The organism is Psychroserpens algicola (assembly GCF_014526325.1).
GTDB classification, from domain to species: Bacteria; Bacteroidota; Bacteroidia; order Flavobacteriales; family Flavobacteriaceae; genus Psychroserpens; species Psychroserpens algicola.
Window position 1 is genome coordinate 135,009 of record NZ_JACNMJ010000003.1, and the last position, 25,079, is coordinate 160,087.

General features: G+C 34.8%; 12 protein-coding genes. 2 read left to right on the top strand and 10 right to left on the bottom strand.

Annotated elements, in window-relative coordinates; translation table 11 throughout:
* Positions 1-178: 178 nt before the first annotated feature.
* Both H7350_RS09240 and H7350_RS09245 read right to left on the bottom strand, forming a co-directional pair.
* On the bottom strand, positions 179-3,994 hold the full coding sequence (locus H7350_RS09240; RefSeq protein WP_235989312.1) for a hybrid sensor histidine kinase/response regulator transcription factor: 3,816 nt from the start codon (positions 3,992-3,994) through the stop codon (positions 179-181).
* 133 nt (positions 3,995-4,127) lie between these two features.
* Positions 4,128-6,455 carry a T9SS type B sorting domain-containing protein gene (locus H7350_RS09245; RefSeq protein ID WP_204345622.1) on the bottom strand — a complete coding sequence of 776 codons (2,328 nt, stop codon included), beginning with the start codon at positions 6,453-6,455 and terminating at the stop codon, positions 4,128-4,130.
* 162 nt (positions 6,456-6,617) lie between these two features.
* Between H7350_RS09245 and H7350_RS09250 the strand changes: the two genes are divergently transcribed.
* Complete coding sequence (locus tag H7350_RS09250) at positions 6,618-7,571, top strand: hypothetical protein (protein ID WP_204345623.1); 954 nt, start codon at positions 6,618-6,620, stop codon at positions 7,569-7,571.
* A 67-nt stretch (positions 7,572-7,638) separates the two neighbouring features.
* Here the strand turns inward: H7350_RS09250 and H7350_RS09255 are convergent, their stop codons facing one another.
* From H7350_RS09255 to H7350_RS09280, 6 genes are all read right to left on the bottom strand, one after another.
* A complete protein-coding gene (locus H7350_RS09255; RefSeq protein ID WP_204345624.1) occupies positions 7,639-12,483 on the bottom strand; it encodes a T9SS type B sorting domain-containing protein in 4,845 nt (1,614 codons plus the stop codon).
* 165 nt (positions 12,484-12,648) lie between these two features.
* Positions 12,649-14,490 (bottom strand): T9SS type B sorting domain-containing protein, encoded by a 1,842-nt coding sequence (locus tag H7350_RS09260; RefSeq protein WP_204345625.1) that lies wholly within the window; start codon positions 14,488-14,490, stop codon positions 12,649-12,651.
* 34 nt (positions 14,491-14,524) lie between these two features.
* A complete protein-coding gene (locus tag H7350_RS09265) occupies positions 14,525-16,957 on the bottom strand; it encodes a T9SS type B sorting domain-containing protein (RefSeq protein WP_204345626.1) in 2,433 nt (810 codons plus the stop codon).
* A 6-nt stretch (positions 16,958-16,963) separates the two neighbouring features.
* The gene (locus tag H7350_RS09270) at positions 16,964-20,404 is read right to left on the bottom strand and encodes a T9SS type B sorting domain-containing protein (RefSeq protein WP_204345627.1); all 3,441 of its coding nucleotides are present in this window, start codon (positions 20,402-20,404) and stop codon (positions 16,964-16,966) included.
* A gap of 128 nt (positions 20,405-20,532) precedes the next feature.
* Positions 20,533-21,357 (bottom strand): ABC transporter permease, encoded by an 825-nt coding sequence (locus tag H7350_RS09275; RefSeq protein ID WP_204345628.1) that lies wholly within the window; start codon positions 21,355-21,357, stop codon positions 20,533-20,535.
* A gap of 53 nt (positions 21,358-21,410) precedes the next feature.
* Positions 21,411-22,307, bottom strand: a complete 897-nt coding sequence (locus H7350_RS09280; RefSeq protein WP_204345629.1) for an ABC transporter ATP-binding protein — start codon at positions 22,305-22,307, stop codon at positions 21,411-21,413.
* Positions 22,308-22,427: 120 nt separating this feature from the next.
* On the opposite strand from H7350_RS09280, the gene H7350_RS09285 reads away from it, so the two are divergent.
* Positions 22,428-23,489, top strand: a complete 1,062-nt coding sequence (locus tag H7350_RS09285; protein WP_204345630.1) for a hypothetical protein — start codon at positions 22,428-22,430, stop codon at positions 23,487-23,489.
* A 16-nt stretch (positions 23,490-23,505) separates the two neighbouring features.
* Here the strand turns inward: H7350_RS09285 and H7350_RS09290 are convergent, their stop codons facing one another.
* Positions 23,506-24,024, bottom strand: a complete 519-nt coding sequence (locus H7350_RS09290; RefSeq protein WP_204345631.1) for an IS1096 element passenger TnpR family protein — start codon at positions 24,022-24,024, stop codon at positions 23,506-23,508.
* A gap of 38 nt (positions 24,025-24,062) precedes the next feature.
* Complete coding sequence (locus H7350_RS09295; protein WP_204345632.1) at positions 24,063-25,079, bottom strand: COX15/CtaA family protein; 1,017 nt, start codon at positions 25,077-25,079, stop codon at positions 24,063-24,065.

Genomic DNA, 25,079 nt, shown 5'->3' on the forward strand with positions numbered 1-25,079 from the left:
AATATATCTTTTCATCTTTATCGATTGGATGATTATCCATGTTAAATGAGCTATTAAATTCTTAACTGGTAGTAAAATTATAGAGAAACCAAAGGCTTAGGTAGACAATATGTTTCAGAGTATAAAACAAATGTTTCGGATATCTGAAATTCAATTTAATTGTCTGAAAAACAAATAATTATGATTTGTTTTTTTTAGATGAAAATTCATTAGGTGTGGAGTGGTACATCTCTTTAAAGCACTTGATAAAGTAGGATGGTGTATTAAATCCAACCTGATATGCTATTTCAGAAATAGTAGCGTCTGAGTTTTCTAGTAAACCTTTAGCTAGCTTTAGGCGTTGTGCTCTAATAAACTCAGAAGTACTCATGCCAACAATTGCTTTTAGTTTTCTGTGAAGTTGAGTTCTACTCATTTGCATGGCTATAACGAATGCTTCACTGGTGAAATCAGGATCGGTAATTTTATCGTCTAAAATTTGTTTTAAACGTTTGAGAAAATCAGCTTCAGTTGAAGTAATAGGTAGCTCAGGGTTTATAGTAAAGTTTTTGCTAAAATGTTTCTGAAGTTGATGACGGTTCTCGATTAGTTTTTGAACCCTTAATTGTAGTTTTTCACTATTAAAAGGTTTTGTGATATAAGCATCAGCACCAGTTTTCAAACCTTCAATTTCATTTTGATTGCCAACCTTAGCAGTTAAGAGTATGATTGGAATATGACTTGTAAGTTCGTTATATTTTAAAATATTACACAAATGGATGCCATCTTTAACAGGCATCATTATGTCACTAATTATTATGTCCGGAATATGTTTTAAGGCCTTTTCTATACCGATTTCTCCGTTTTCAGCTTCTATAATTTGATAACGATCTTTAAAAATTGATATGACAAATGCTCGTATATCATTGTCATCTTCAACTATTAACAAAAGTGGATGTTCTTTAGTGTTATGAATTTTGTTATTTAAGTCATCTAAAGCTTCTTGTTGCTTGATTAATGGTTTTATTTCTGAAGTTTCAAAAGCATTTTTATCTAAAGGTAATGTAACCGTGAACTGAACTTTATCTTGATCGACTGTGTTAGCTGTAATACTACCTTTTGATAAATTTACAAGTTCTTTTACCAATGCCAAGCCGACACCAACACCATCAGAAGCTTCATTGTTTTGGTAAAAACGCTGAAATAGTTTTTCAAAGTCTTTTTTAGAAATACTGGTGTTAACATTGATAATGGATAATACAAGTGTTTGGTTTACACTGTTAGCATCCATTATAATTTCAGAGTGTTCAGGTGCATATTTTATAGCGTTTGATAGCAAATTTGAAACAATTTTTTCTACTAAATCGGTATCATACCATGCTTGAGATAAGTTGTCTATACTACTGGTAATTTGAATCTGTTTTTCATCAGCTTTATATTGAAAAGCAGCTACAATTTGTTGTAACAAAATATTAAGATTGCCTTGTTCTACCTGTAATCGGAGTTGACCAGAGTCTATGATAGATAAATCCAGCATCTGATTTACTAAATTAAGTAAGCGGTTGGCATTCTGTTTCACTAGATTAAGCTCTTTTCGATCTTCAGGATGAAGCGTGTCTTTTGATAACTGATGATCTATAGGTCCTGAAATGAGCGTTAATGGAGTTCTAAATTCATGAGAAATATTCGTGTATAATTTGGTTTTAAAATCATCTAGTTTTTTGAGACGCTCAGTTTCTGCATGCTCTAATTGCAATTGCGTTTTTACACTCCATCGAAACTCTAAATATTTGTAAATTCCGTAGAGCAGAAGTAAAAAGAGAAGGACATACACCACTTTTAATGTGGTCGTAAAATACCAAGGTTTTAAAATTTCAAAGGTATACCTTGTTGGCGTTTTATTCCAAACACCATCATAATTGCTTGATGTCACCATAAAGGTGTAATCATCTGAAGGTAAATTGGTATAATGTGCCACATTATTGGTACTTGGAATAGACCAATCGGTATCATGATTTAATAACTTGTAGCGATAGAGGTTTTTTAGAGGAGCAGAAAAATGTAAACTGGCAAAGGTGAATGTTACTGTATTTTGTTTGTGATTAAATTGCGCATTTGCAGTCATTGGATACGTATCATTAAACACTTCAAATTTAGAAATCACCGTTTTGGGTTTTACGCTATTTATGGTCAATTCATCTGGAGAAAACCAGTTAACACCTTCTAAACCTCCAAAATAAAGTGTGCCATCATTGGCTTCGTAATAGGCTCCAGTATTAAATTCGAAAGCCTGCAATCCACTATTGTCACTGAAGTTTTCTACGCATTTTTTGAATTCATCATTTGGATTAAATTTTGTGATTCCTTTATTAGAACTCAGCCATAAATTACCTAATTTATCAGGCAGAATAGCATAAATAACATTATTTGATAAACCATTAGCAATTGTAAATGCTTTAGCAGATTTATCTAAAGTATGATAGGCTTTTAAACCATTACCATTAGTTCCTATCCATAGAACTTCATTTTTGTAATACAGAGACTTGATTTTATCTTTAATACCTTCAATAGCATTAATTGTTTTGGTATTACCATCTAAAAAAAACAGGCCGTCGTTTTCACTACCAATCCATAAATTATGGTCTTTTCCTTTAATAACCGTTCTGATATTATTAGTTGTTAATATAGAATTATCACTTCGGAAATGTTCAATTATCCCTTTTTCAGTATCATAAAGGATAATACCGCTATCTCTGGTGCAAAGCCAAAACTGATTTGGAGCATGTTTGTAAATTTTCCATATGGTCTGATGTTTTAGAGCCTCGATGCTCTGAAATGATCCGTTGTCATTCATGTATTGTAGACCTTCACCTTGATGACCTATCCATAATTTTTCATCACTAAATAATAAACTCATTATTCTGTTGCTGGCAATATTAGAAGTATTGGTCGTATAGGTATGATATAAGTTTGTTTTAGGATTGATAACCGATAGACCTTTTCCTGAGGTGCCAAGCCATAAAGAATTCTGTTTGTCTAAAGTTATTGCACGAATCACATCTACATTGACATCTTTTGGAGTTTGATCATTAGTAAGAACATTAAACTTTATGAGATGCTCGTCATAGTAACTTAATCCTGCGCCATCGGTTCCAAGCCAAACGGTACCTGTATAATCTTGATACAAACACAAGACATCATTGTATTGTAAGGCATAAGGATTGTCTTTGTTTTCGGTGAAATGAGATACGTTTTGTCGTGATGAATCTAAAATATATAAACCATTTCCGTAGGTCGCTATCCAGAGATTATTGTTGAGGTCTACAAGTATATCTTGAATGTTTAGCGTTGAAGGAAGTTGCGGATGCTTAAATTTTTTAATGGTATTAGATTTCTCTGATTTATAATATAAGCCATTTTCAAAACTTCCTAGCCACAACGTTTTGTTACTTGAAACAGTTATTGTACTAAAGTTTTGCTCTTCATTTTCAACCTGTAGGGTGTTAAAAGTCGTGTCGTTAAATACAAAGACATGATCAGAAGTTGCCAAATAGTGCTCGTTTCCTGAAAGAAGAATGTCATAAATATTGAGGTCTTTAAGCTGACTTTTGTAAACCTTAAGTGTGTCTTTTGTACTGTGATCTATTTTATATAGTCCATTGCCATATGTACCAATATAGTAGTCTTTTTTATCGTTCTGAATAATGACACTGGCATTTTGTATTGCAGATACAGATTTAAATTCCTGGCTGTAAGTATTAAATTTTTCCAAGACTCCCGAATTACTTATAATCCAGAATTCAGCATTTCTATCGACATACAATTTTCCTAATTTACTATAGGAAGGTCGCGTGACATCTTCAAATTGCTTATTAAAAAATGTAAAATCTCTACCATCATATTTATTAAGTCCATCCTGCGTCGCAAACCACATATAGCCAATAGAATCCTGAGCAATACTCACAACACTATTTTGCGATAAACCCTGAGCAACTGTTAATTCACGAAAAGACATTTGTGTATGGTCTTGAGCAAAACTACTTAGACTTAAAAAAAGAAAAATTACAGAAACAATACGATACATTTCGTGCTTCAAGGTTTGAACCTAAAGTTAAGTAATAAATACGAAATACTTGTAAATAAGTTAGTTATCGTCGTAGAGCAAAATGGCCAGTAAACGTTCTGCCATCAACAAGTGTTACAGTAAACCAATAGTCATCACTTGGTAAAGCCTTGCCATGTAGTGTGCCATCCCAACCTGCGCTTTCATTGGTGAATTGTGTAATCAGTTTTCCGTAGCGATTAAAAATTCTGATAATTGTTCCTTGATTAGATGTTGAATTTGCACCATAAATTTGCCAGCGTTCATGATAAGGGTCTCCATTAGGCGTGAAATACTTTGGAAATCCTAATACGGAAAACGTTTTTTCAGTAATACCGCATCCGTTTAAATCTCTCACAAAAACCGTATGAAATCCAGGAGATACATTTGTAAAGGTATTGTCATTTTGATAGGTACCTTCAATGTCATCTAAAGCGTATTCATAGTCACCTTCGCCAGAAACTTCTACAATAACCGTATTGTTTGTCGTACCTTCAGTTATAATAATATCTTCAATCGTGGCCACATTAGATGCTAAAACGGTTATCGTTCTACTTGCTGAGCAACCATTAGGATCGGTAACAATAACGGTATAAGTTCCAGCTTCATTAATGTCGTTAAATGTTGTATTGACAGTAGTAGTTGTGCCATTAAATTGCCATTCGTAATAGTAATTATTTGGAGAATCATTTAAAACACCACCAACGAGTGTGATGGTTTCAGGAAATGTATTTAAACAATAAATAAAGGTTTCGTCGTCTAGTAACAGTGGTGTATAGAGTACAACCAAATCTGCTGTTGCAATAGAGTAACATTGGTTGTTTTGTTCCACTTTAACAAAAATAGTTTGTGTGTTTTGTGTTGTATTCTGAAATGTGCCTGGTAAGGGGTTGTTTTCTAAAAATGCATCTTCTTCTGTGGCATAAAATCTAACAATAGCATCTGCTGGAATTTGATCTTCGATTGATGCGGTGATATCATTAAGATTAAAATCTGCAAAACCGTCTATGATTGCATCGTCGCAGACTTCTAGAGGCGGAATTGAAATGATGTTATTTGAAATTTGTAATTCTATTTCTGCAATAGCAAAACAGTTCGCTTGATTAATCACTCGTGCATAAACCGTTTGAAACGGATTAGTATTTTGAAAATTTGAAGCCTCTGAAATAGGATTAATATCTAATTCAGCATCAGTTTCAGAAAGGAAAAAATTGGTTACAGCCAGAGATGAATCGGAGTTAGTAACCAGGTTTTCAGCATTAAACAAATTGTAAAAGGTTAATCCGTCTTGATTTTGATCACACTCTATTAAAACCGCATCAACAACTTCAGGGTTTTCAGCATATTCAATTCGAATTTCACCAAAAAGCAAACAGTTGTCTTTGGTGATTTCAACTTCATAAAACCCAGCATCGTCAATGTCTAATGCAGTGCCAGTTTCTCCTAAAAGTTCTACACCGTCTTTAAACCATTTGTAGGTGTTGTTAGCACCAGGTTCATTAGTCTGAATAACGAAAGTATCATCACCACAAATCCCATTTCCATTTGATACCAAACGATCTGGACCTAAATCTGTAGACAGCCTGAAGCTTCCTGCTTCTAGAAATACAGCCGAATCATATCTGAAATTTTGCTCATCAGCTATCACTAATTTTACATGATAAGTTTCGTTTGGCATTATTTGCGCTGTCGCAGTTAGTATCGCCGTTTGTCCGTTAAAATTAGTAGGAGAGACTGTTGGATTAAATCCTCCAAAATAGGCTTCGTTCTCAGCGTCACATCCTGGAAGATCAGGATGAACAGTAGTCACTTTTACAGGCGTTTGCGTTCCAGGTACTAGAGCAATGTTAGTATATTGCTGACCATTTGCCGGACGAATTAAAAAGCCAAACAAATCTGAAAAATTACAAGTATTAGAGTTTCCTTCCTGATATTCTTCAGAAGCAAAAATATACCTAAAGCTAATTTCAGAAGCAATAGAGGTGAAGTCAAACTCTAGAATGGTAGCGTTAAAGGTATTGGTTTCGTTTAAAATAACTTCTAGGTCGTTATCACCAGCCCAACCTGGAGCATCATCATCACTAAGGTTGTCATTAGGACCAGGAACATTAGAGAGTTTACCAGTACTTAACACAATTCCAGATTCAAACGGAAATGTGGTTCCTGTAGCATCAAAAAAACCATAGCTTTCATCTGAAGTATCAAAATTTCCACCAACAACATTAGTGACAACAACATTATCGATGCAATCACTATCAATAAGAATATCTTCAACCAGTTGTTGAGGCGAATATGTTTGCCAGTCTACAGCGATGTTTTGTCCAAAACCAACTACAGAAAGTAACCCAATAAAGAATTTGAAAATAAATTTCATTAGCAATTTTTCCGACTGCAAAGATAAGCATAGATGTGGTCACTTATGTTAAATTGTTTGTTAAAGCCTGTTTTTGACTAAAAGGACACAAATATAAGTTTGAGACGCAACCAATTAACAATTTTTACATCTAAAGGATATAACTCTAAATACAAATCAATTATGAAAACACAGTATGTTTTATTTCTAGTATTACCTTTTATGTTTTTTAGCTGTAATTCGGATGATCCGTCTACAAAACAATTGCCAACAGCAGATGACTATAAGAGTATCTTTTTAAATGTAATCAATAACAAAACTCAAGAATTTACTTTTGATGTATCAACTAATCCTGCAGTCTTTACAACAGCTAAAGGTGTAGAAATTAGTTTGAATACAGCTTGTTTACAAATAGACGGAGCACAAGTAACAGGAGAGTGTACCCTTGAAGTTGTAGAACTTTTTGATAAAGGTGAAATGCTAGTAACTAATAAACCAACCTATGGATTAGATGAAAATGGCGATAAAGCCTTATTAATTTCTGGAGGTGAATTTTCTATTAAGGCTTACCAAAATGGTTTGTCTATAGATAATGTATGCGGCTACAGTGTGAATGTGCCTGCTAACCTTACAGGAGGAGTCAATCCTGATATGACATTATGGACTGGAGTGGTGAATGACAGTATTGATATCGTCTGGGATGAAATTGATGGAGATAATCAGGAAGGGTTTATTGAAGGAGAAGGTGATACTTACTATTGTTACTTCGGTGATTTTGGATGGACCAACCTTGACATATTTTATTCTGATGAAAATCCTCAAACAACATTAAAAGTTGAACCTCCTAGTGGCTATGATAACACAAATTCTGATGTGTTTTTATCGTATGTTGGAGAACCAAACGCCTTAGCCACATTAGATGTATTTACGATCGATGGCTATTTCTCTGAGCACTATGGAAAACTGCCAATAGGTATTCAGGTGAATCTTATTTTCGTTAGTGAAGATGATGGCGAGTTTACCTATGCTCTAAAAACAGTTACTATTGAAGCAGATCAGGTTTACCAATTCTCTGAAAGTGAATTGCAAACCACGTCAGCTTCGGCACTTGAAACTCTGGTAAGGAATTTACCTTAAGTAGATTTAACTTTAGGATATAAAAAAAGCAATGTGTTTTACATTGCTTTTTTTATGTTTTAAATTATTACAAGCGCAAGGAGAAATGTCCTTTAACTTGAAATGAAATATTATTTTTCCTAACATCGGCAACAAACCAGTAATCATTTGCAGGCATAAGATGTCCATTATAAAAACCATCCCATCCCTTATCATTTGAATCAAGAGTTTTTAGCAGTTTTCCATAACGATCATAAATATATACTATAGTTCCTGTTAAGGTCTCTACACCAGTAATATGCCAGGTGTCAAAATACGAATCGTTATTAGGTGTAAAGAATTTAGGAGCATCTATGACTACGATTTCCTTGGATACTTCTGAACAACCGTTTAAATCTATAATAGTAATGGTATGGTATCCTAAACTTACATTTTCAAAAGTACTCGACTCCTGAGGTTCATTATCATCAAGCTGGTAGAGATAATTACCAATTCCGCTAACGGTTACTGTAATATTATTAGGGTCAGAGAAATCAACCGTTTCAGTAATTTCAATTATAGCGGCTTCAGATTCTGAAACTGTAAATACACGTGTTGTTTCACAACCATTAACAGAAGTTACTGTTACCGAATAAGTACCAATGTCTGTTATCTCAATTTCAGGAGTAATTTCATTTGTTGACCAAAGGTAAGTATCTCCTGCATTATTTGTATTAGCACTCACAATGAGTGGTAAATTATCTAAACAAATTACCTGATCTTCAATATCAACAACAGGCTTTTCAAAAACGACAGTTAAAAATTCAGTAATGCTATAACAACCAGTAGTATTGTTTTCTACACGTGCATAAATGGTTTCATTCGTCATTGCCTCATAGGTTGCTTCTAGTGGATCAAGACCTTCTTCGGCTAGAATATCATCGAGATAATAGCTAACTGTAAATGCGTTTGGATTTTGACCTCCTAAAATTTGAGCGTTTTGCTCACTTAAGTCAAATACATAGAAACCATCAAAATCATCATCACAAGCTTCTATATTGTTGGGTTGATTGGCAATCGGTAAAGGATTGACCTGTAAGTTGAATTCATAAATAGTAAAACAATGTGTTGTAGAAAATTCTACACGTGCAAACAAGGTGTCATTAGTTGTTTGATAGGTATAGATAGTATCTAGCGCATTTTCTTGATTTCTGGCATCAGTTTCCGATGCGTAGTAATTTACTAATACATTAGCTGTTTGATCAAGTAAGGTAGAATTAATCTCAGTTAAATCGGTCGTTTGTGTTGCTGTATCACAAATATCATAAGTTTCAAAGTCGTGTATAGCAGGAGGTAGGTTCACATCTAGTTCTAGTGGAACACTCACAAAACAATCTGAAATCGTATTGGTAACTCTTATAAATACAGTTTGCGGATTTGTAAGATTTGTGTACTGACTTGGATCAGGAATCGCGTTGGTGTTGGATTCTAAGTCGTCCATAGTTTCAAAGTAGGTTACAGTAATATCGTCTTGTCTTACATCTAGAATATCGAATTCTGCTTGTGTTAAGTCAAAAACAACAATACCATCATAATCTTCATCACACATGGAAATTGGAGATGCAGGATTTGCATCAGGAGACTGAATGACATTCAATTCAAAACTTGTAATGGCATTACAGATAGTTCCATTATCAACCACAGCAAAAATACGCTGTGGATTAAGCGTGTTTGCATATTGAAGTGGCAAGGCATTTGTAAGATTTTCGGCATCAGATAAAGACGTGTAAAATGTAATATCTAAGTTGTCATTTATACCTTCGGAAATTTCCTGAACCTTTAGGTTTAGATCAAAAGATTCACTTCCGTCATTTGATATGTCATCACAAACAAACCAGTCTACAGGCACATTGTACTCTGGATTTGTTCCTACTTCAATAACAAATGAAGCCGTCCCATAACAAGATGTATCAGTAATGTTTTGTACTCTGGCTATAATAGTTTGTGGGTTCGAACTATTTTGATACACAGAAGTTTTATCAATTGCATTAGTGTTAGCATCAGCATCAGACTGGTCTAAAAAGTATAATACTTCTTTACCTGTTTGACCATTCAAAATTTCTATGTCTTTAGTTTCAAATATAAAGTCGCCAATACCATCACTTAAATCTTCACAAATTTTATAGTTTGAAATGGCTGTGAAATTTGGTAAAGTATTTACAATGACTTCAAAACTTTCGGTAGTATAACATCCTGTTATTGTGTTTTCTATACGAACAAAAAGAGAGTTTGTACTCGCAGGATATGCTGCTGTGTTTCCAATAGCATTACTTGATGTGTCAGCATCATTTAATGTGGTATGAAAGGTGATTACTCTATTAGTAGTATCACTTACAATTTCTGAAATTTTAGCATCTAAGTCTATTATTGAAACAGCATCTTGGTCGTCATCACAAATGATAATATCTGTAGGTTGATTTGAAAGTGGTGCTGGTAAAACTTCTATGTCAAACGAATTAATATCGGCGCAAGCCGTTAAATTTTCTGCAATTCTGGTATATACCGTTAGCGGATTAGATGTATTAGAATACAATGTTGGAAGGACGTTACTACCTGAGTTGGCATCTTCTTCAGTGGCATAATAGCTAACCGTAAAATCGGTTGTAAGATTATTTGTAACAAGAATATCGAACTGGCTTAAATCAATAGTTGTAAGTCCGTCCTGATCTGTATCACAAACCGTTTGATTGTCAATAGGTGGAAATTCAATTATCGGATTGATTATTAAGTCAAACTGAGATATTTCTTGACAATTCGGACTCGTTAAGGTGATATAAATTGTTTGCGGATTTGAAGAAGGGGTAAAAGGAACATTTTGATCAATAGGGTTAATCTGATTGTTCCTGTCGTCTTCAGTTTCATAAAATTCTATGGCGATATCGTATGCCATGACGTCTTCAACATCATCAATAATTATCTCGGCAATATTACTCAGGTTAAATTCTTCAACACCGTCATTATCTTCATCACAGAAAGCAAAATCTCTAATATTTGTCGCAGTGAGTAATAGATTGGTATGCACTTCAATTGGAGTCGTAGAAGCACAGCCTGTATTGTTGTCTTCAACCCTTATAAATACAACTTGCTCATTACTGACTGTATTGGCATAGTTAGTTTCGTCCGCAATTGGGTTAATGCCTAAGTCTGCATCTTCCTGAGTTTCATGAAATGTAACACTTACGCCTGTTAAACCTTCTAAAACATCATCAATAATTGAAGTTAAATCAAAAGTTGCAAATCCGTCGTGATCACTGTCACAGGCATCGATGTAATGATTTTCGGTATTGATAACCGGATTGTTTAGTATTTCAATATCCAGAGTTGTTGTAATAGAACAGCCCGTATTTACATTAGAGACATTTACAAACAAAGTCTCTGTTGTATTTGTATTTACATAAGGAAGCGGAATAGCGTTTATACCATTATCAGCATCATTTTGAGTGTAGTGATAAGTTACTTCAAGATCGAAATTTCCGTTGGTGATTTCATCATCTTTTTGTGATAAATCTATAGTTGTAAATCCGTCTGCTGTAGCGTCATCACATACTAATAATAGTGTTGGAGTTGTAATAACTGGCAATGGATTTACTATCAAATCAAAATTTTGGAAGGCTAAACAGCCATTAGTTGTATCCTCAATTCTCACAAAAATAGTTTGCGGATTTGAGGTGTTCTGAAATGTGCCAGACACTGCATTTGTTCCAGTTTGAGCATCATTAGCAGTTGTGTGATATGATATGCTGTAGTTTGAAGCAGGTACTGATGCAATTACATCAGAATCTTTAGTTGACAAGTCAAAGACTTCTATCTCATTACCACTTAAATCGTCACATAGCTCATAATCTGAAATTGGTTCAGCCGATTGTGTAGAACTTAATGTCACTACTATGGCGTCTTCAATAAGACAAGTGGATCCTGCTAAAGGAATTTCAACCTCTACACGATAATCTCCAGACTGTGATACATTGAGTGTCGGTTGAGTTTCTCCACCGATAAGCACATTATTTAAAAACCATGAATATGTCGCTTGCGGATTTTCAATATTTCCATCTAAAGTCACTTCATCGGCACAGGTCTGAATATCTGAACCTAAATCTACCGACGCATTAAAACTATTACCTTCAATAAATACTGCTGAGTCATAGTTTCTATCGGTTTGATCGGCAATAACTAATTTGATGTGATACTGTACATTTGGTTGTATTATAGCACTTGCAGTCATTACAGTTGTACGACCATTGTAGTTTGTGTCTCCTAAATTAAAACCCTCAAAATATTGAGCATTTGAGGCGTCACAAAAACCAACAATCTCATCATGAATTGTGTTGGTATTCACTGGAGTTGTTGTTCCCGGAATGATGGCAATATTGGTATAAGGATCACTAGTTCCAGCTTCTTTAATCAAGAAGGCAAATCCATCAGAATATTCACAAGGGAAATTTCCGAAGTATTCTTCAGAAGCTAAGATATAATTAAATTGTATTTGATTTGCAGCCGAAATAAAGTCAAACTCAATAGACGTTGCGTTTAAGGTTCCTGTAATGCCTAACGCTGTTTCCAGATCAGGATCGGTTGTCCAATTGGGTTGCCCTTCATTTAAAATAGCTGTGTTTTCTGTGTTTCCTCCAGAAATAGCATTACCTGTTGATAACATAATACCGTTTTCAAAAGGAAAGTTTGAACCAGCACGCTCAAAATAGGCAAAGCTATTAAAACCATTAACTTGTCCGTTAATTTGAGACTCTATATTTGAAGTTTCAACACAACCTTGTACGAGGTTGTTTTCTATAAGCTCTTGTTCTGTAAATGAGTTGTCTATACTAATTTGCTGCGCACCTAATGTGCAGCATAAAAAACATGCAAAAAGACTGAGGGATTTTTTTAAAAACGTCATTTGTAAGCGGTTAAATACGACATCAATGGTGTTTAGCTTTGGGGACTATTTCTTCTATTGATATGTTGTTGTGCGGAAAAGTAGCAGTAATTAAGATGAAATACAAAAAAACACGATGAAATGCATTAAATTTTAACATTTAAATACCAAGTTGCACCAATTGCCTTAATAATTCACATAAACCCAGCCCACAAGAGGCTTATAGTTCATGTCATTAGGATTAAGAATATAAAAATAGGTGCCAACAGGAACAAGTTTACCATGATTATTTAAGCCTCTGTTAATACGTCCGTACCATTTTTTATCATTATTGCCTTCAAAAATCAAAGTACCATATCGGTTAAAAATTTTGAGTTCATGATCTTCAAAAATATCATATAAACCCTGAATATTAAACCAGTCATTTTTTCCATCGTTATTAGGCGAAAAGCCTTCGGGAACATATGGAGGGCAATTTTCAACAAGCAGGTCAAAGGCATACACATCATAACAAGGCGGATGATCTACTTTTGCATATACTGTCATAGGATGACTACTGTTAGAATACGCTTCCGGATTTATAATTTCACTTTGATTGGCTTCTAAATCGGAAAGTGTTTCATAAAATTCAGCTTCAATAGTTGTGTCTAAAGCCGATTGTAAAATCTGTACTAAATTAAAAGTACCTGAATTAAAACCTTCATTACAAGTTAATTGACTTGGTAGTGTTTGAATAGGAGGAACCACCAGCAACTCAATAAGTTCGTTGTCTAAATTATTAATTTCACTGGTTTCAATAATAATGCCGTTTCCTGTTCCATCGTCATCTACAGCTAAGGTAAGTAGAAATGTATCTGCAACTGATGAAGGTATAGAAATTGTAATATTGCCTGTTTCCGAAGCACCAATCGGAATTTCATTTTGAGTCATAGCCTGACCAATAAGAACACCATCGGCATAAAATGCTATTGGTGTATGTGCTGGTAAAGGATCTGTACTATTGATATTATAAACAGTATAATCAATATTGACTGTTCGGTCACCACAATTAATTGTATAGGAATCTAAGGCAATTGTAGCATCAGGCAACTGACTGTTTAAAACAGTAACAATGTTATTAATAATAATTAAATCGGCTCTAAAGACGCCAAATTCATCCACACCTCCAGTCGTCATTTTAATTGTTGCGCTCGTGTCACCAATGTTTATGTTATCTTGAATATCATATACATCAAGATCACAATTGTAAAACATATTAGAATTAGTGAAACTATTAGTACCATTAAACGCATTATCACTCAAATTAAGCGGCGGATTAGAAAGTACATTATTATTTATGGATAGGCTTTCACCATAATTGAGGCTATTATCACCTTCCCAGGCAAGAAACCCAATTTTTGCACCTTGGTTATCAATCACATTTAAGTTATCAATTAGAATGATTTTTTCCTGATTGTTTCTATTAATGATTTCTAAACCTTGATATAAGTTGAGTTGATTTAAAGGTAATGAAGCATCTTCGTAAATGACATAAATACTCCAACCAGCAAAGTTGGTACGATTGCTACAAAATCCTGGAGAATTTGTTAGTGCATCTGTGATGTCAAGATCAGAGAATTCGTAGGTCGTATTGCCTTCGGAAACGATAATGTCTGTAATATCGGCATAACATGAAAAATAAGTCAGCGTGTCGCTAAGCGGTTCAGTATAATCGACAGTATAGGTGTCAATAGCTTCAACAGGGATATCATTTAATGTAACCGAAGTGTCGCCAGTACCAGAACCTGCCCAGTACAGATATGCAGCCACAACTGTAGTACTGCCTGATAAGATTAAATTTGCGCTTGAGGATTCTAACGGAAAACAAAAACTACTATCCAGATTGTTTTCAAACGGATTGAGTGTATTGCCAATAGCTGTATAATCGTAACGGCCATTAAATTGCTGAAATAACTCTATGTCTTGAGCATAGGAAGATGTAGCGTGAACACCTATCAAAATACCTATGATAAACTTAAGAAACTTCATGATCAAACTGTTATAAAACCAAGTTACATATTTTTTAGCGTTTCAAAGTGAAATGACTTCTAAAGGTTCGACCGTCTTGTAAAGTAACTACAAACCAGTAATCACTAGAAGGTAGCTCGAAACCATTAAAAGTACCATCCCATCCAGGACCTAGAGGATTAAGTTCTACAAGCAATTTTCCGTAGCGATCAAAAATTAAGATTTGTGTATTAGGTTGAAAGTCGCTAGAAATTCCTTTGACCTGCCAATACGGATTGTGCTCATCACCATTAGGCGTAAAGAATTTTGGAAAACCAATTACAGAAACGATTTCCTCAACGGTTCCGCAGTCATTTTCAACATCTTTGACATAAACCGTATGAAATCCAAAACTTACATTTTCAAATACGTTACTATCCTGATATGGTCCTAATGGATCATCTAGTGCAAATTGGTAGACACCTTCTCCTGTAACAAAAACAGTAATGGTATTATTCGATGTGGCATCGGTAACTTCAATATCGGTAAACGTTGCAATGTCAGATGCTAGGACACTAATAGTTCGATCTTTAAAACAACCATCAGTTGAGGTTACTCTCACAGCGTAAGTGCCAGGTTCATTAATTTGAATTTCAAATTCGTCTTCGCCAGTAGACCAGTCGTAATAATAGTTGTTTGGTGTATCATCAATCAATCCACCAGTTAAAGTTATGGTTTGCGGAAAGTCGTTTAAACAATAGAATAAGGTTTCTTCAGTGACAATATTAGGCAATTCGAATACGGTAAGTTGAATTTCACTAATCCCAAAACAGGCATTCATATTTTCAACACGCGCATAAATGACTTGGTCATAGGGATTGGTGTTGGTATAATTAGTCCCTAAAGGATTATCTTCAATAAGGGCTTCCTGATAGGTCTCGTAAAAGCTAACCTCCAAATCGGCAGGTAATCCGAAGAGAATCGCATCCAGCATATCATTAAGGTTGAAATTATAGATGCCATCTTCAGTACCATCGTCATCACAGACTTCTAAAATCGTGTCATTAGAAGCTGTGGTACTGGCTTCGAGAGTAATTTCAGCAATATTTGTACAGCCATTTACAGTGTCAGTGACCAGTGCATAAATGATATGCGGATTGAAATAATTGTCAAAAGCATCAGCATTAATCTCGTCTTCATCGTTTTCTAAGTCGGAAAGTGAGACATAAAAATTAATGGTTCTATTAGCAGCACCTCCAGTAATATCATCAAAAACCTGATTGAGGTCAAAAGTGGTAAAGCCTTCAGGAATACCATCCTCATCACACTGAATAATAGTGGTGTCATTAGCTTCAGGAATAGGAATCACTTCTAAATTAATGGGAACGATACCAAAGCAGTCGGTTGAAATTTCTTCAACTCTTACAAATACTTGTTGACTGTTTGGCGATGTATTTTGATAATCTGAAGCAATAGGATTTGTATTAGCGGTAGCATCATTTTCGTTAAGATGAAATGAATATGTCACACTATCTGGGTCTAATCCATTTAATATTTCAGGTATTTTATCTTCCAAATTAAACATCCCAATACCGTTATCGATATCACCATCATCTGCGCTGTCACATACAGTAAAAGCAGAAGGTTCTATAATATCTAATCCTGTAACATTAAGATTAAAAGGTACTGTTATAAAACATTGAGAAACAGTGTTTAGTAGTCGTCCGTAAATGACTTCCGGATTGGAGATATTTGAATACGGACTCATTAAGGGATTGCTTCCAATAGCTGCATCTTCAGGAGTATTGTGATATGTAATAATGACATTGGTTTGGTTTCCGATAAGTATAACGCTATTGGCTTCTAAATCAAAAGTTGCAACACCATCATTGAAAGGTGCTAGATTATCACACTGACTAAAATTTAATGAATCACCAATAGAAGCCTGACTTTCTGGAGCATCAGGAAATTGTGCAGAGCCAGTCCATTCCAAACTAAACGGACTATTTCCTATGGGTCTGTCAATGAGGATATAATAAGTTTCACCAGCCATAACATTAATCTGACTTACAAAACTGTTACCATCAGCTCCAGGACCTTCAGAGACATCAGTTTCGGTCGAATTCATTCCTGTAAGATTATTACCTTGATTGGCGTTTGCAGGATTGGTTGTTGAACAGCGGATAGCCTGACCTAAGGTTGCACATGAATCGGTTGGGCCAAATACTGAAAAATCATAATCTTCACTTATCGCTGTACTTTCAGGAGTCAGTGTAAACCCAAGAGTTCCACTGGTGGCCATTGTTAGCCTAAACCATATGGTGTTATTTTCAACCATACCACAAGCATTATTAAACGATTCAGGATTACCGACACCATTAACGTCTAAATCAATATCCGAATTTCCACATATTTGAATAGCATTGGCGCAATCATTCGGACTTTGCGCAGAAATACGGTGTAGGTTAAAAAAACATGAGAGGAGTAGAAATAGGTATAATTTGTTCATAGGGGTTTAGCGTTTCAGGGCAAAATGACTTCTAAAGGTGCGACCATCTTGTAAAGTAACAACAAACCAATAATCACTTGAAGGCATATTAAAACCATTAAAAGTGCCATCCCATCCAGGACCTAGTGGATCAAGTTCTACAAGCAATTTTCCGTAGCGATCAAAAATTAAGATTTGTGTATTAGGCTGAAAGTCGCTAGAAATTCCTTTGACCTGCCAATACGGATTGTGCTCATCACCATTAGGCGTAAAGAACTTCGGAAAACCAATTACAGAAACGATTTCCTCAACGGTTCCGCAGTCATTTTCAACATCTTTGACATAAACCGTATGAAATCCAAAACTTACATTTTCAAATACGTTACTATCCTGATATGGTCCTAATGGATCATCCAGTGCAAATTGGTAGACACCTTCTCCTGTAACAAAAACAGTAATGGTATTATTCGATGTGGCATCGGTAACTTCAATATCGGTAAAGGTTGCAATGTCAGATGCTAAGACAGTAATGGTTCGATCTTTAAAGCAGCCATCAGTTGAGGTTACTCTCACAGCGTAAGTGCCAGGCTCATTGATTTGAATTTCAAATTCATCTTCGCCAGTAGACCAGTCGTAATAATAGTTGTTCGGTGTATCATCAATCAATCCACCAGTTAAAGTTATGGTTTGCGGAAAGTCGTTTAAACAATAGTATAAGGTTTCTTCAGTGACAATATTAGGCAATTCGAATACGGTAAGTTGAATTTCACTAATCCCAAAACAGGCATTCATATTTTCAACACGCGCATAAATGACTTGGTCATAGGGATTGGTGTTGGTATAATTAGTCCCTAAAGGATTATCTTCAATAAGGGCTTCCTGATAAGTCTCGTAAAAGCTAACCTCCAAATCGGAAGGTAATCCGAAGAGAATCGCATCCAGCGTATCATTAAGGTTGAAATTATAGATGCCATCTTCAGTACCATCGTCATCACATACTTCTAAATTCGTGTCATTAGAAACTGTAGTACTGGCTTCTAGAGTAATTTCAGCAATATTTGTACACCCAGTAGTCGTATCGGTCACTAAAGCATAAATAATATGCGGATTGAAATAATTGTCAAAAGCATCAGCATTAATCTCGTCTTCATCGTTTTCTAAGTCGGAAAGTGAGACATAAAAGTTAATGGTTCTATTGGCAGCACCACCAGTGATATCATCAAAAACTTGGTTGAGGTCAAAAGTGGTAAAGCCTTCAGGAATACCATCTTCATCACACTGAATAATAGTGGTGTCATTGGCTTCAGGTGCATTATTGACATTTAAAAAGAAAGAGCCTGTCGAGTAACAATCGGTATTGTTATTATTTTCAATTCGTACAAATATTTCTTCTGTATTTGCAGTTGTATTCGTGTAAATATTAGGATGCGCACTCGTATTATTATCAGCATCGTCTTGTGTTGGATGATAGCTAATTGTATATAAGGTTTCGTCTTGACTACCTAATATCTCGGGGTTGAGTTTGTCTAACTCGTAGGAAGTTATACCATCCATACTATTTCCTAGAAAATCAGTATCACAAACTGTAATATCATTTAAAGTGTCAATCACAGGTGTAATAAAAACGGTAAGTGTAAATGAGGTTAAATCGAAGCAAAAGGCATTGTCATTATTTTCAACACGAGCATAAATGGTTTGCGGTGTTTCGGTATTTGTAAAGTCTGTTGTAATTTCATTGATATTGGCTTCAGCATCTTCTTGAGACGAAAAATAATGCACCGAATATTGAGTGTCATCCTGTCCGTTTAAAATATCAGAATCCTGTACTGTTAAATCAAACACTGAAGAACCAGAAGGGTCACAAGCAATTAAGTTTTGCGGTTGTGTTGCTGTTGGGATTTCAGAGATACTTACAACAGCTTCACCTTCAATTGGACATTCACCATTATTAGGTTCTATAAAAACTTCATAAAAGCCAGGTTCATCTACAAGGAGTTCAAATGTAGTTTCAGATAAAACCACATCATCTTTAGTCCATGTATATGTGGCGCCAGGAATATCAACAGAAACAAGTGTATAACTATCATCAGTACATAAGTCGAGTTCTGTTGTACTTATCCCATTTTGGATGATGTCAATTTCAGAATTAAAAAGTGATTGTATAAAAGGCGGTAAGCCAATTCGACTTAAATTTTGAAAACCACCATTAATGTCTACTAAGACACCCGTTTCATCATAATTAACAGCAGGTCCAGTTGCTTCTGGGTTACTAATTACACCAAGGAAATCTCCAGTACTATTAAAATTGGAAAAGCTAACTTGTGCTCTGTAAATTCGTTTATCAAGACCTAATTGTAAAGCACCAGCACTCAGGGAGGTCGAGGAGTGGATTTGAAAAATAGAACCAGGAATATCAGGACTTTCTAAATCCCATTGAAAAATTCTGCTCGATCCATTTCCGCCTATACCATCACCAACTGAGGCATATAATTTTCTATTTTCTGACGAAAACTCAACACCGTAAGGACTATCTCCATTTTCGGGACCGTAAAGTTCAACACTATTAGAAACAATTCCTGTATCATTATCAAAATCATATAAGTATACGCCACCAGCTGCATTTCCAGCAGCTTGCAATGCAAAACCAAAATGTGCTACAGCTAATTTGGTACCATCTGGAGACGCTTTAATATACCCTAAAGCATTTCGACGATACCCTTCAATAGGTACAGGAGGTCCTGAGGTTGAAATTACTGGCGTGGTTTGTACACCATTAAGATCTACTTTAAAGGCGTAAAATTTATCTATAAAATGGGTGATGACCCAAAACGAAGAACAATCATCTGCTTTAACCGCTGTAATTTTTTCTGAACATTTAAAAGCCTCTTCAACAGGATTGTTTACATCATAAGTGACCAGAGGTACATTTTTTTCGGTATCGACAACATCACCTAAGCCAGCATTGAGAGTCATATCTACTAATGAATAAGCGAGACCATTATTAAAGCCATCATCCTCGCCTGGTACTGTACCACCACTATCATAGTTGCCTGTGAATTGATTGGGAAAGACAGCCGCATTTTGGTGATGCGGTTCGTCAACAGTAAATATATAATATTGAGTAGGATCTTGCGGTTTAGGAACAATTAATCCAGAGGATGTACTCGAAGGATCTCCAAGAAGTCCGGTTCCTGCAAGATAGTCACCATTTAGCATGGTTTGATGATTTTGATTCCAAACCGTTCTTCCGTCGGTGTAAAACAATAAATTTCCAGATGTATCAGAAATTGAAGTACAACCTTCTAAGGTATTAATTTGCCCGTCAGTAACAGCTGTGACAGTACCACTAGCAGCATCAAATTGAAGTCCGGCATTTTGACCAAAATACCAAAAAGAAGCTTCTTGTTGAGCAAAATTGAGGGTAACAGAAAGTAGCGTAATAAAAATTAAAACGGATCTCTTTTTCATGTAATATTTGCAATTAACTTAGATACGACATTATTATAACAGTAGGACAACTGAAAGACCTACCTGTTATTTCATTAAATCAATAATTTTAACATTATTGTATCATGTCAACTAAGTCAATAAAGATATTACAAATCTCGGTTTTTTAATAATCTGTACGATAAAAAGATGAATATTGCTGTCCAACCCATAACGATTGCAATTTCATACCAGTGCACTGCGAAGTCATACATGAAGTCTTGACCGTTTGGTGCTTTTGAAATGGCAATTCTTTGAAAGGGTTGATCAATAAGTTTATACATCGATTTTAGAGGAAAGAAATTCTGAATTTTATCGGCAGTACTTTCGTCTATTTTCCAAGCTAAAATACCATAGATTATCCATTCTAAAATAAATAAAACAAATAAAAAGGCTAAAGCAAAGGCCGAGCGTTTGACTAACATTCCTAAGAATAAACAGAGGCTAAAAAAGCCAACTAACTTGAGGAAATAGGCAAATAAAAATTCAAGTTCTCTAAATATTAAATGTGGTTCACTAATGCTAGAGTAGTATAAACCAATGCATAGACATATAATGAAAATTAAAATTGTAGCTACAGCAGAAAAGAAGATGATGGTATAAAATTTAGAGAGTATAAACTCTTTTTTACTCAAACCATCGATGAGATTTTGTTTGATAGTTTTATTGCTGTATTCGTTGCCAATCATACTGACGACTACTATTGCGAAAAAGAACTTAAACTGCGACGCAAAAAATGTGGTAATGTGCCAAACGATTGGAAAATTAAAAAGTCCGTAATGTCCTAATTCTAATACGAAAAACCCGAAAAAGTTGATGCGTAAAGATGATAATATGATGACAAAAAACGGTAATATAAATGAGATGAAAATAAGAACCTTACTCGCTCTGTTGAGAAGTAATTTTTGTAGCTCTAATTGTAATAATCTTAACATGGTGGTTGGTTTTTTATTCTGAAGACTGACCTCAGATGTGCTATGATTGATGATTAGTTTTTGTCGGTTAATTGTAAGAATTGCTCCTCTAAGCTTTCCTTACGCTTCACGAGATGTGATAAAATAATACCCTTATCGAACATGAGCTGGTTAAATGTTTTTGCATCCATAGGTTCGTTTAAAAACGCAGTGATGAGCTGGTCTTCAATTTTTATATTTCCGAAGGATGTACTGGTTTCTAAAACATTAATGAGTGCATCATGTTGCTCTGCTTTTAGTTCAAAAAAGCCATGACTTGAAATCATTTCGTCTACACGACCTGAGTACAATTTTTCACCTTTCCTAAGTACAACAACATGTGTACAAACTTTTTCTACTTCGTCGAGCAGGTGAGATGCTAAAAGTATGGTTGTACCATTATTGGCTATGTCTTTTATGATTTGACGAATTTGATGAATTCCTTGAGGGTCTAAACCATTTGTTGGTTCATCGAGTATTAAAATTTCAGGGTCATTTAACAATGCTGAGGCAATGGCCAAACGTTGTTTCATACCTAAAGAATAGGTTTTAAACTTATGGTCTTTACGATCGAGAAGTCCTACAATGTCTAACTTTTCGGCAATTTTACTTTGGTCGACGTCTTTTATTCTACATACCAATCTCAAGTTCTGTTCGGCCGTCATATACGGATAGAAATTAGGACGTTCAATAATAGCGCCTACTCTTTTGAGAGCATCATGTGTGGTTGTGTTACCATCAAACCAATGGAAATTTCCTTCAGTTTTATTGACAACATTTAATACGATGCCAAGTGTAGTAGATTTTCCACTTCCGTTAGGCCCTAAAATGCCGTAAACATTGCCTTTGTTTATGGTAAATGACAAATCTTTGACAGCTGTGAGGTAGCCAAATTTTTTGGTAAGATTGTTAATGGTTAATATAGATTCCAAATTTGATTGATTTTTTTACTGAAAAGATTCAGTAGTGGTTGATTATAAATACGACGAACAAAACCGTTTTATGTTACACAGTAATTTTTAAAATGGTATTTTAGACTTGAATTTAAAGTTATGGATGATTTAAAAATTTCAAAGAAAAAACCTTCATACCCTATTAATAGTCAGTTGCATAAATATTTGCAGGAGTACAATAGAAATATCAGACTCCCTATTTTTTATGAGGATTTGTTGAGGTTTCAAGGAGCCGTTGTGGTGTATGATAAGAATGATGAAGATACGTTGTGGGTTCGTGTGTATTATAATGAGTTTGAACGAGCAGAAATAGATTTAAGTTTAAAACGGGTCTATTCTAATTTGATTTCAGATGGAAATGAAACCATATTTAAGTATTTAAATATTGATGCAATCGACTTTTGTACGTTTGGTAATTCTAAACCTTTTCGTGTGAAAGTCCGAAATATCTTAAACGATAACTATACCTATTTCTATGTTAAAAAAGCAGATGCATCTCGTGTGTATGGTTTAGAATTGGAGCATATGTTGTCGCCCTATAATTTAAATTTTTTAGTGTATAAAGACACGTTAATCGAAGAGCATATAGCCGGAATTCCAGGAGATGAATTTATCAAAACGATGCTGCCAGAATGCAATGCTTCAGAAAAATCTCAAATAGCAAAGGAGTTTGTGAAGTTTAATGAACGTTGTATGATAAGGCTTTTAGGAGATATGCGTTCATATAATTATGTGATTGTACCTACACATGATTTTGATCATGTTGTTTTTAAAATTAGAGCGATAGATTTTGACCAGCAGAGTTACGAAGGAAAACTAAAAATTTACAGACCTCAATTTTTCAAAGAAAACTTTAAAATGGTGGAGTTGGTTCGTGAAAAAATACAAAAAGAATCAGTTGATCAATACAAAATTGAAGAGCGCTCTATAGTGGCACGACGAATGATTAGTTATCAGGATCGTATAGGAGAACTGCTCGATTGTATGCAATCTGATACACTTTCAAGCCCAAGATATATTGACATGTTAAAAGAAGAAATCTATCAATATACTTTAGATAAAGCCTTTAGAGAGAGTACTAATATGGGTGAGGTTTTAAAAAATGCCTTAGATTTTGTAAAACGTAATTATCAAGGCATTTCGATGAATAACTTTTCTTGAGGTATTAGATAAGGGATTAATTCCAGTTTTCATCAAAGTCTAGATCTTCATAATCATCGACGTCGATATCATCATCAAATTCATTGAAGTCATCGTCAAAGTTTTCGGCTTCAAATGCTTTTTCTGGAGCTGTATCTGGTATTTGTCCGTGAACAAATATAAGGTTAGGATAATCGGTACCTTCGGCTTCATCTACAATTTCAGCAAGCTCAACAAAAAAGGTCCACATACTTAAAAAGTCATACACATAAATAAGTTTAGTCTGGGCTTCATGAACTACACTGTTGAGTGAAGTTTCATTCATTAAGCGAACCGAATTTGCACCTTCACTGACATCAAACATTGAAATTTCTTCGCCTTGTTCCCAGTCGTCATTACTGATGTAAAATGACGCCATTTCTAGTCCGTCAAATCCAAAAGATTGTGTTACAGCATTGTGTAAATCTTCAAGAGAATCGGTTTCACGAATTTCAATATCTCTAAAAATATCGTCTTCGGTATCATTATCAAGTATGACTCTAAATCTGTAAATCATAATAATTAATTATACTGCAAAGGTATGCTTTTTTTAAATTATTTACTGAAGCGATGTAGGGTAAAAATCATAGCGCTTAACAAAATAAATGCACCTATTTGATGCGCGACACCTAACCATACAGGAACCGCATTTACAATGGTAAGAATACCAAGAATAAATTGTACTGCCAAAGCTAAAATTAGTGTATTAACACCTATAAGTTGATACTTTGTTAGGATAAGTTTTCTTGCTTTTATCCATATAGCAATACAAAAGATGACAACGACATAAGCTAACATTCTGTGAACAAATTGAACGCCACTTTTTCCTTCTATAAAATTCTTGTACAGTGGATCTTGTTCGATATAAACAGTCTCATGCATAAATTGCCCTTCACTCATCATTGGCCAATGGTTATGAATAAAACCAGCATCAAGTCCGGCAACAAAAGCACCATAAATAATTTGTAAAATAAGAATGACTAAGCTTATTCGTATTAAGTTTCTGAACGGTTTATGGATGTCTTTTTTCTTCGGAAATATTAAATCTAATACCACCCAGAACGTAAATGCAAATGTGAGGAATGCTGTCGTTAAATGCATCGAAAGACGATAATGGCTCACATCTGGATTATCTACGAGACCACTTTTGACCATATACCAGCCAAGAAAACCTTGGAACGCTCCCATACAGAGTAATATGATACTCTTCTTGATTGTAGGTTTGCTTAATTGTTTACGTATTAAAAAGTAGATAAACGGTATGATAAAAACTAAACCAATAAAACGCCCTATAACGCGATGAAGCCATTCCCAGAAATAAATATCTTTAAAGTCTTGTAAATCGAAATGCTTATTTAATTTTTGATACTCTGGGTATTGTTTGTACAGGTCGAATGCTTCTTGCCACTCGACTTCATTCATAGGAGGAATTGTTCCAGAAATTAGCTTATAGTTGGATATGGATAATCCAGAATGGGTTAATCGTGTAATACCACCAACGACGACCATGATAAAAATTAAAACACATCCGGTAAGCAACCAATAAATGACTTTTTTATTATCTTTTTTCAT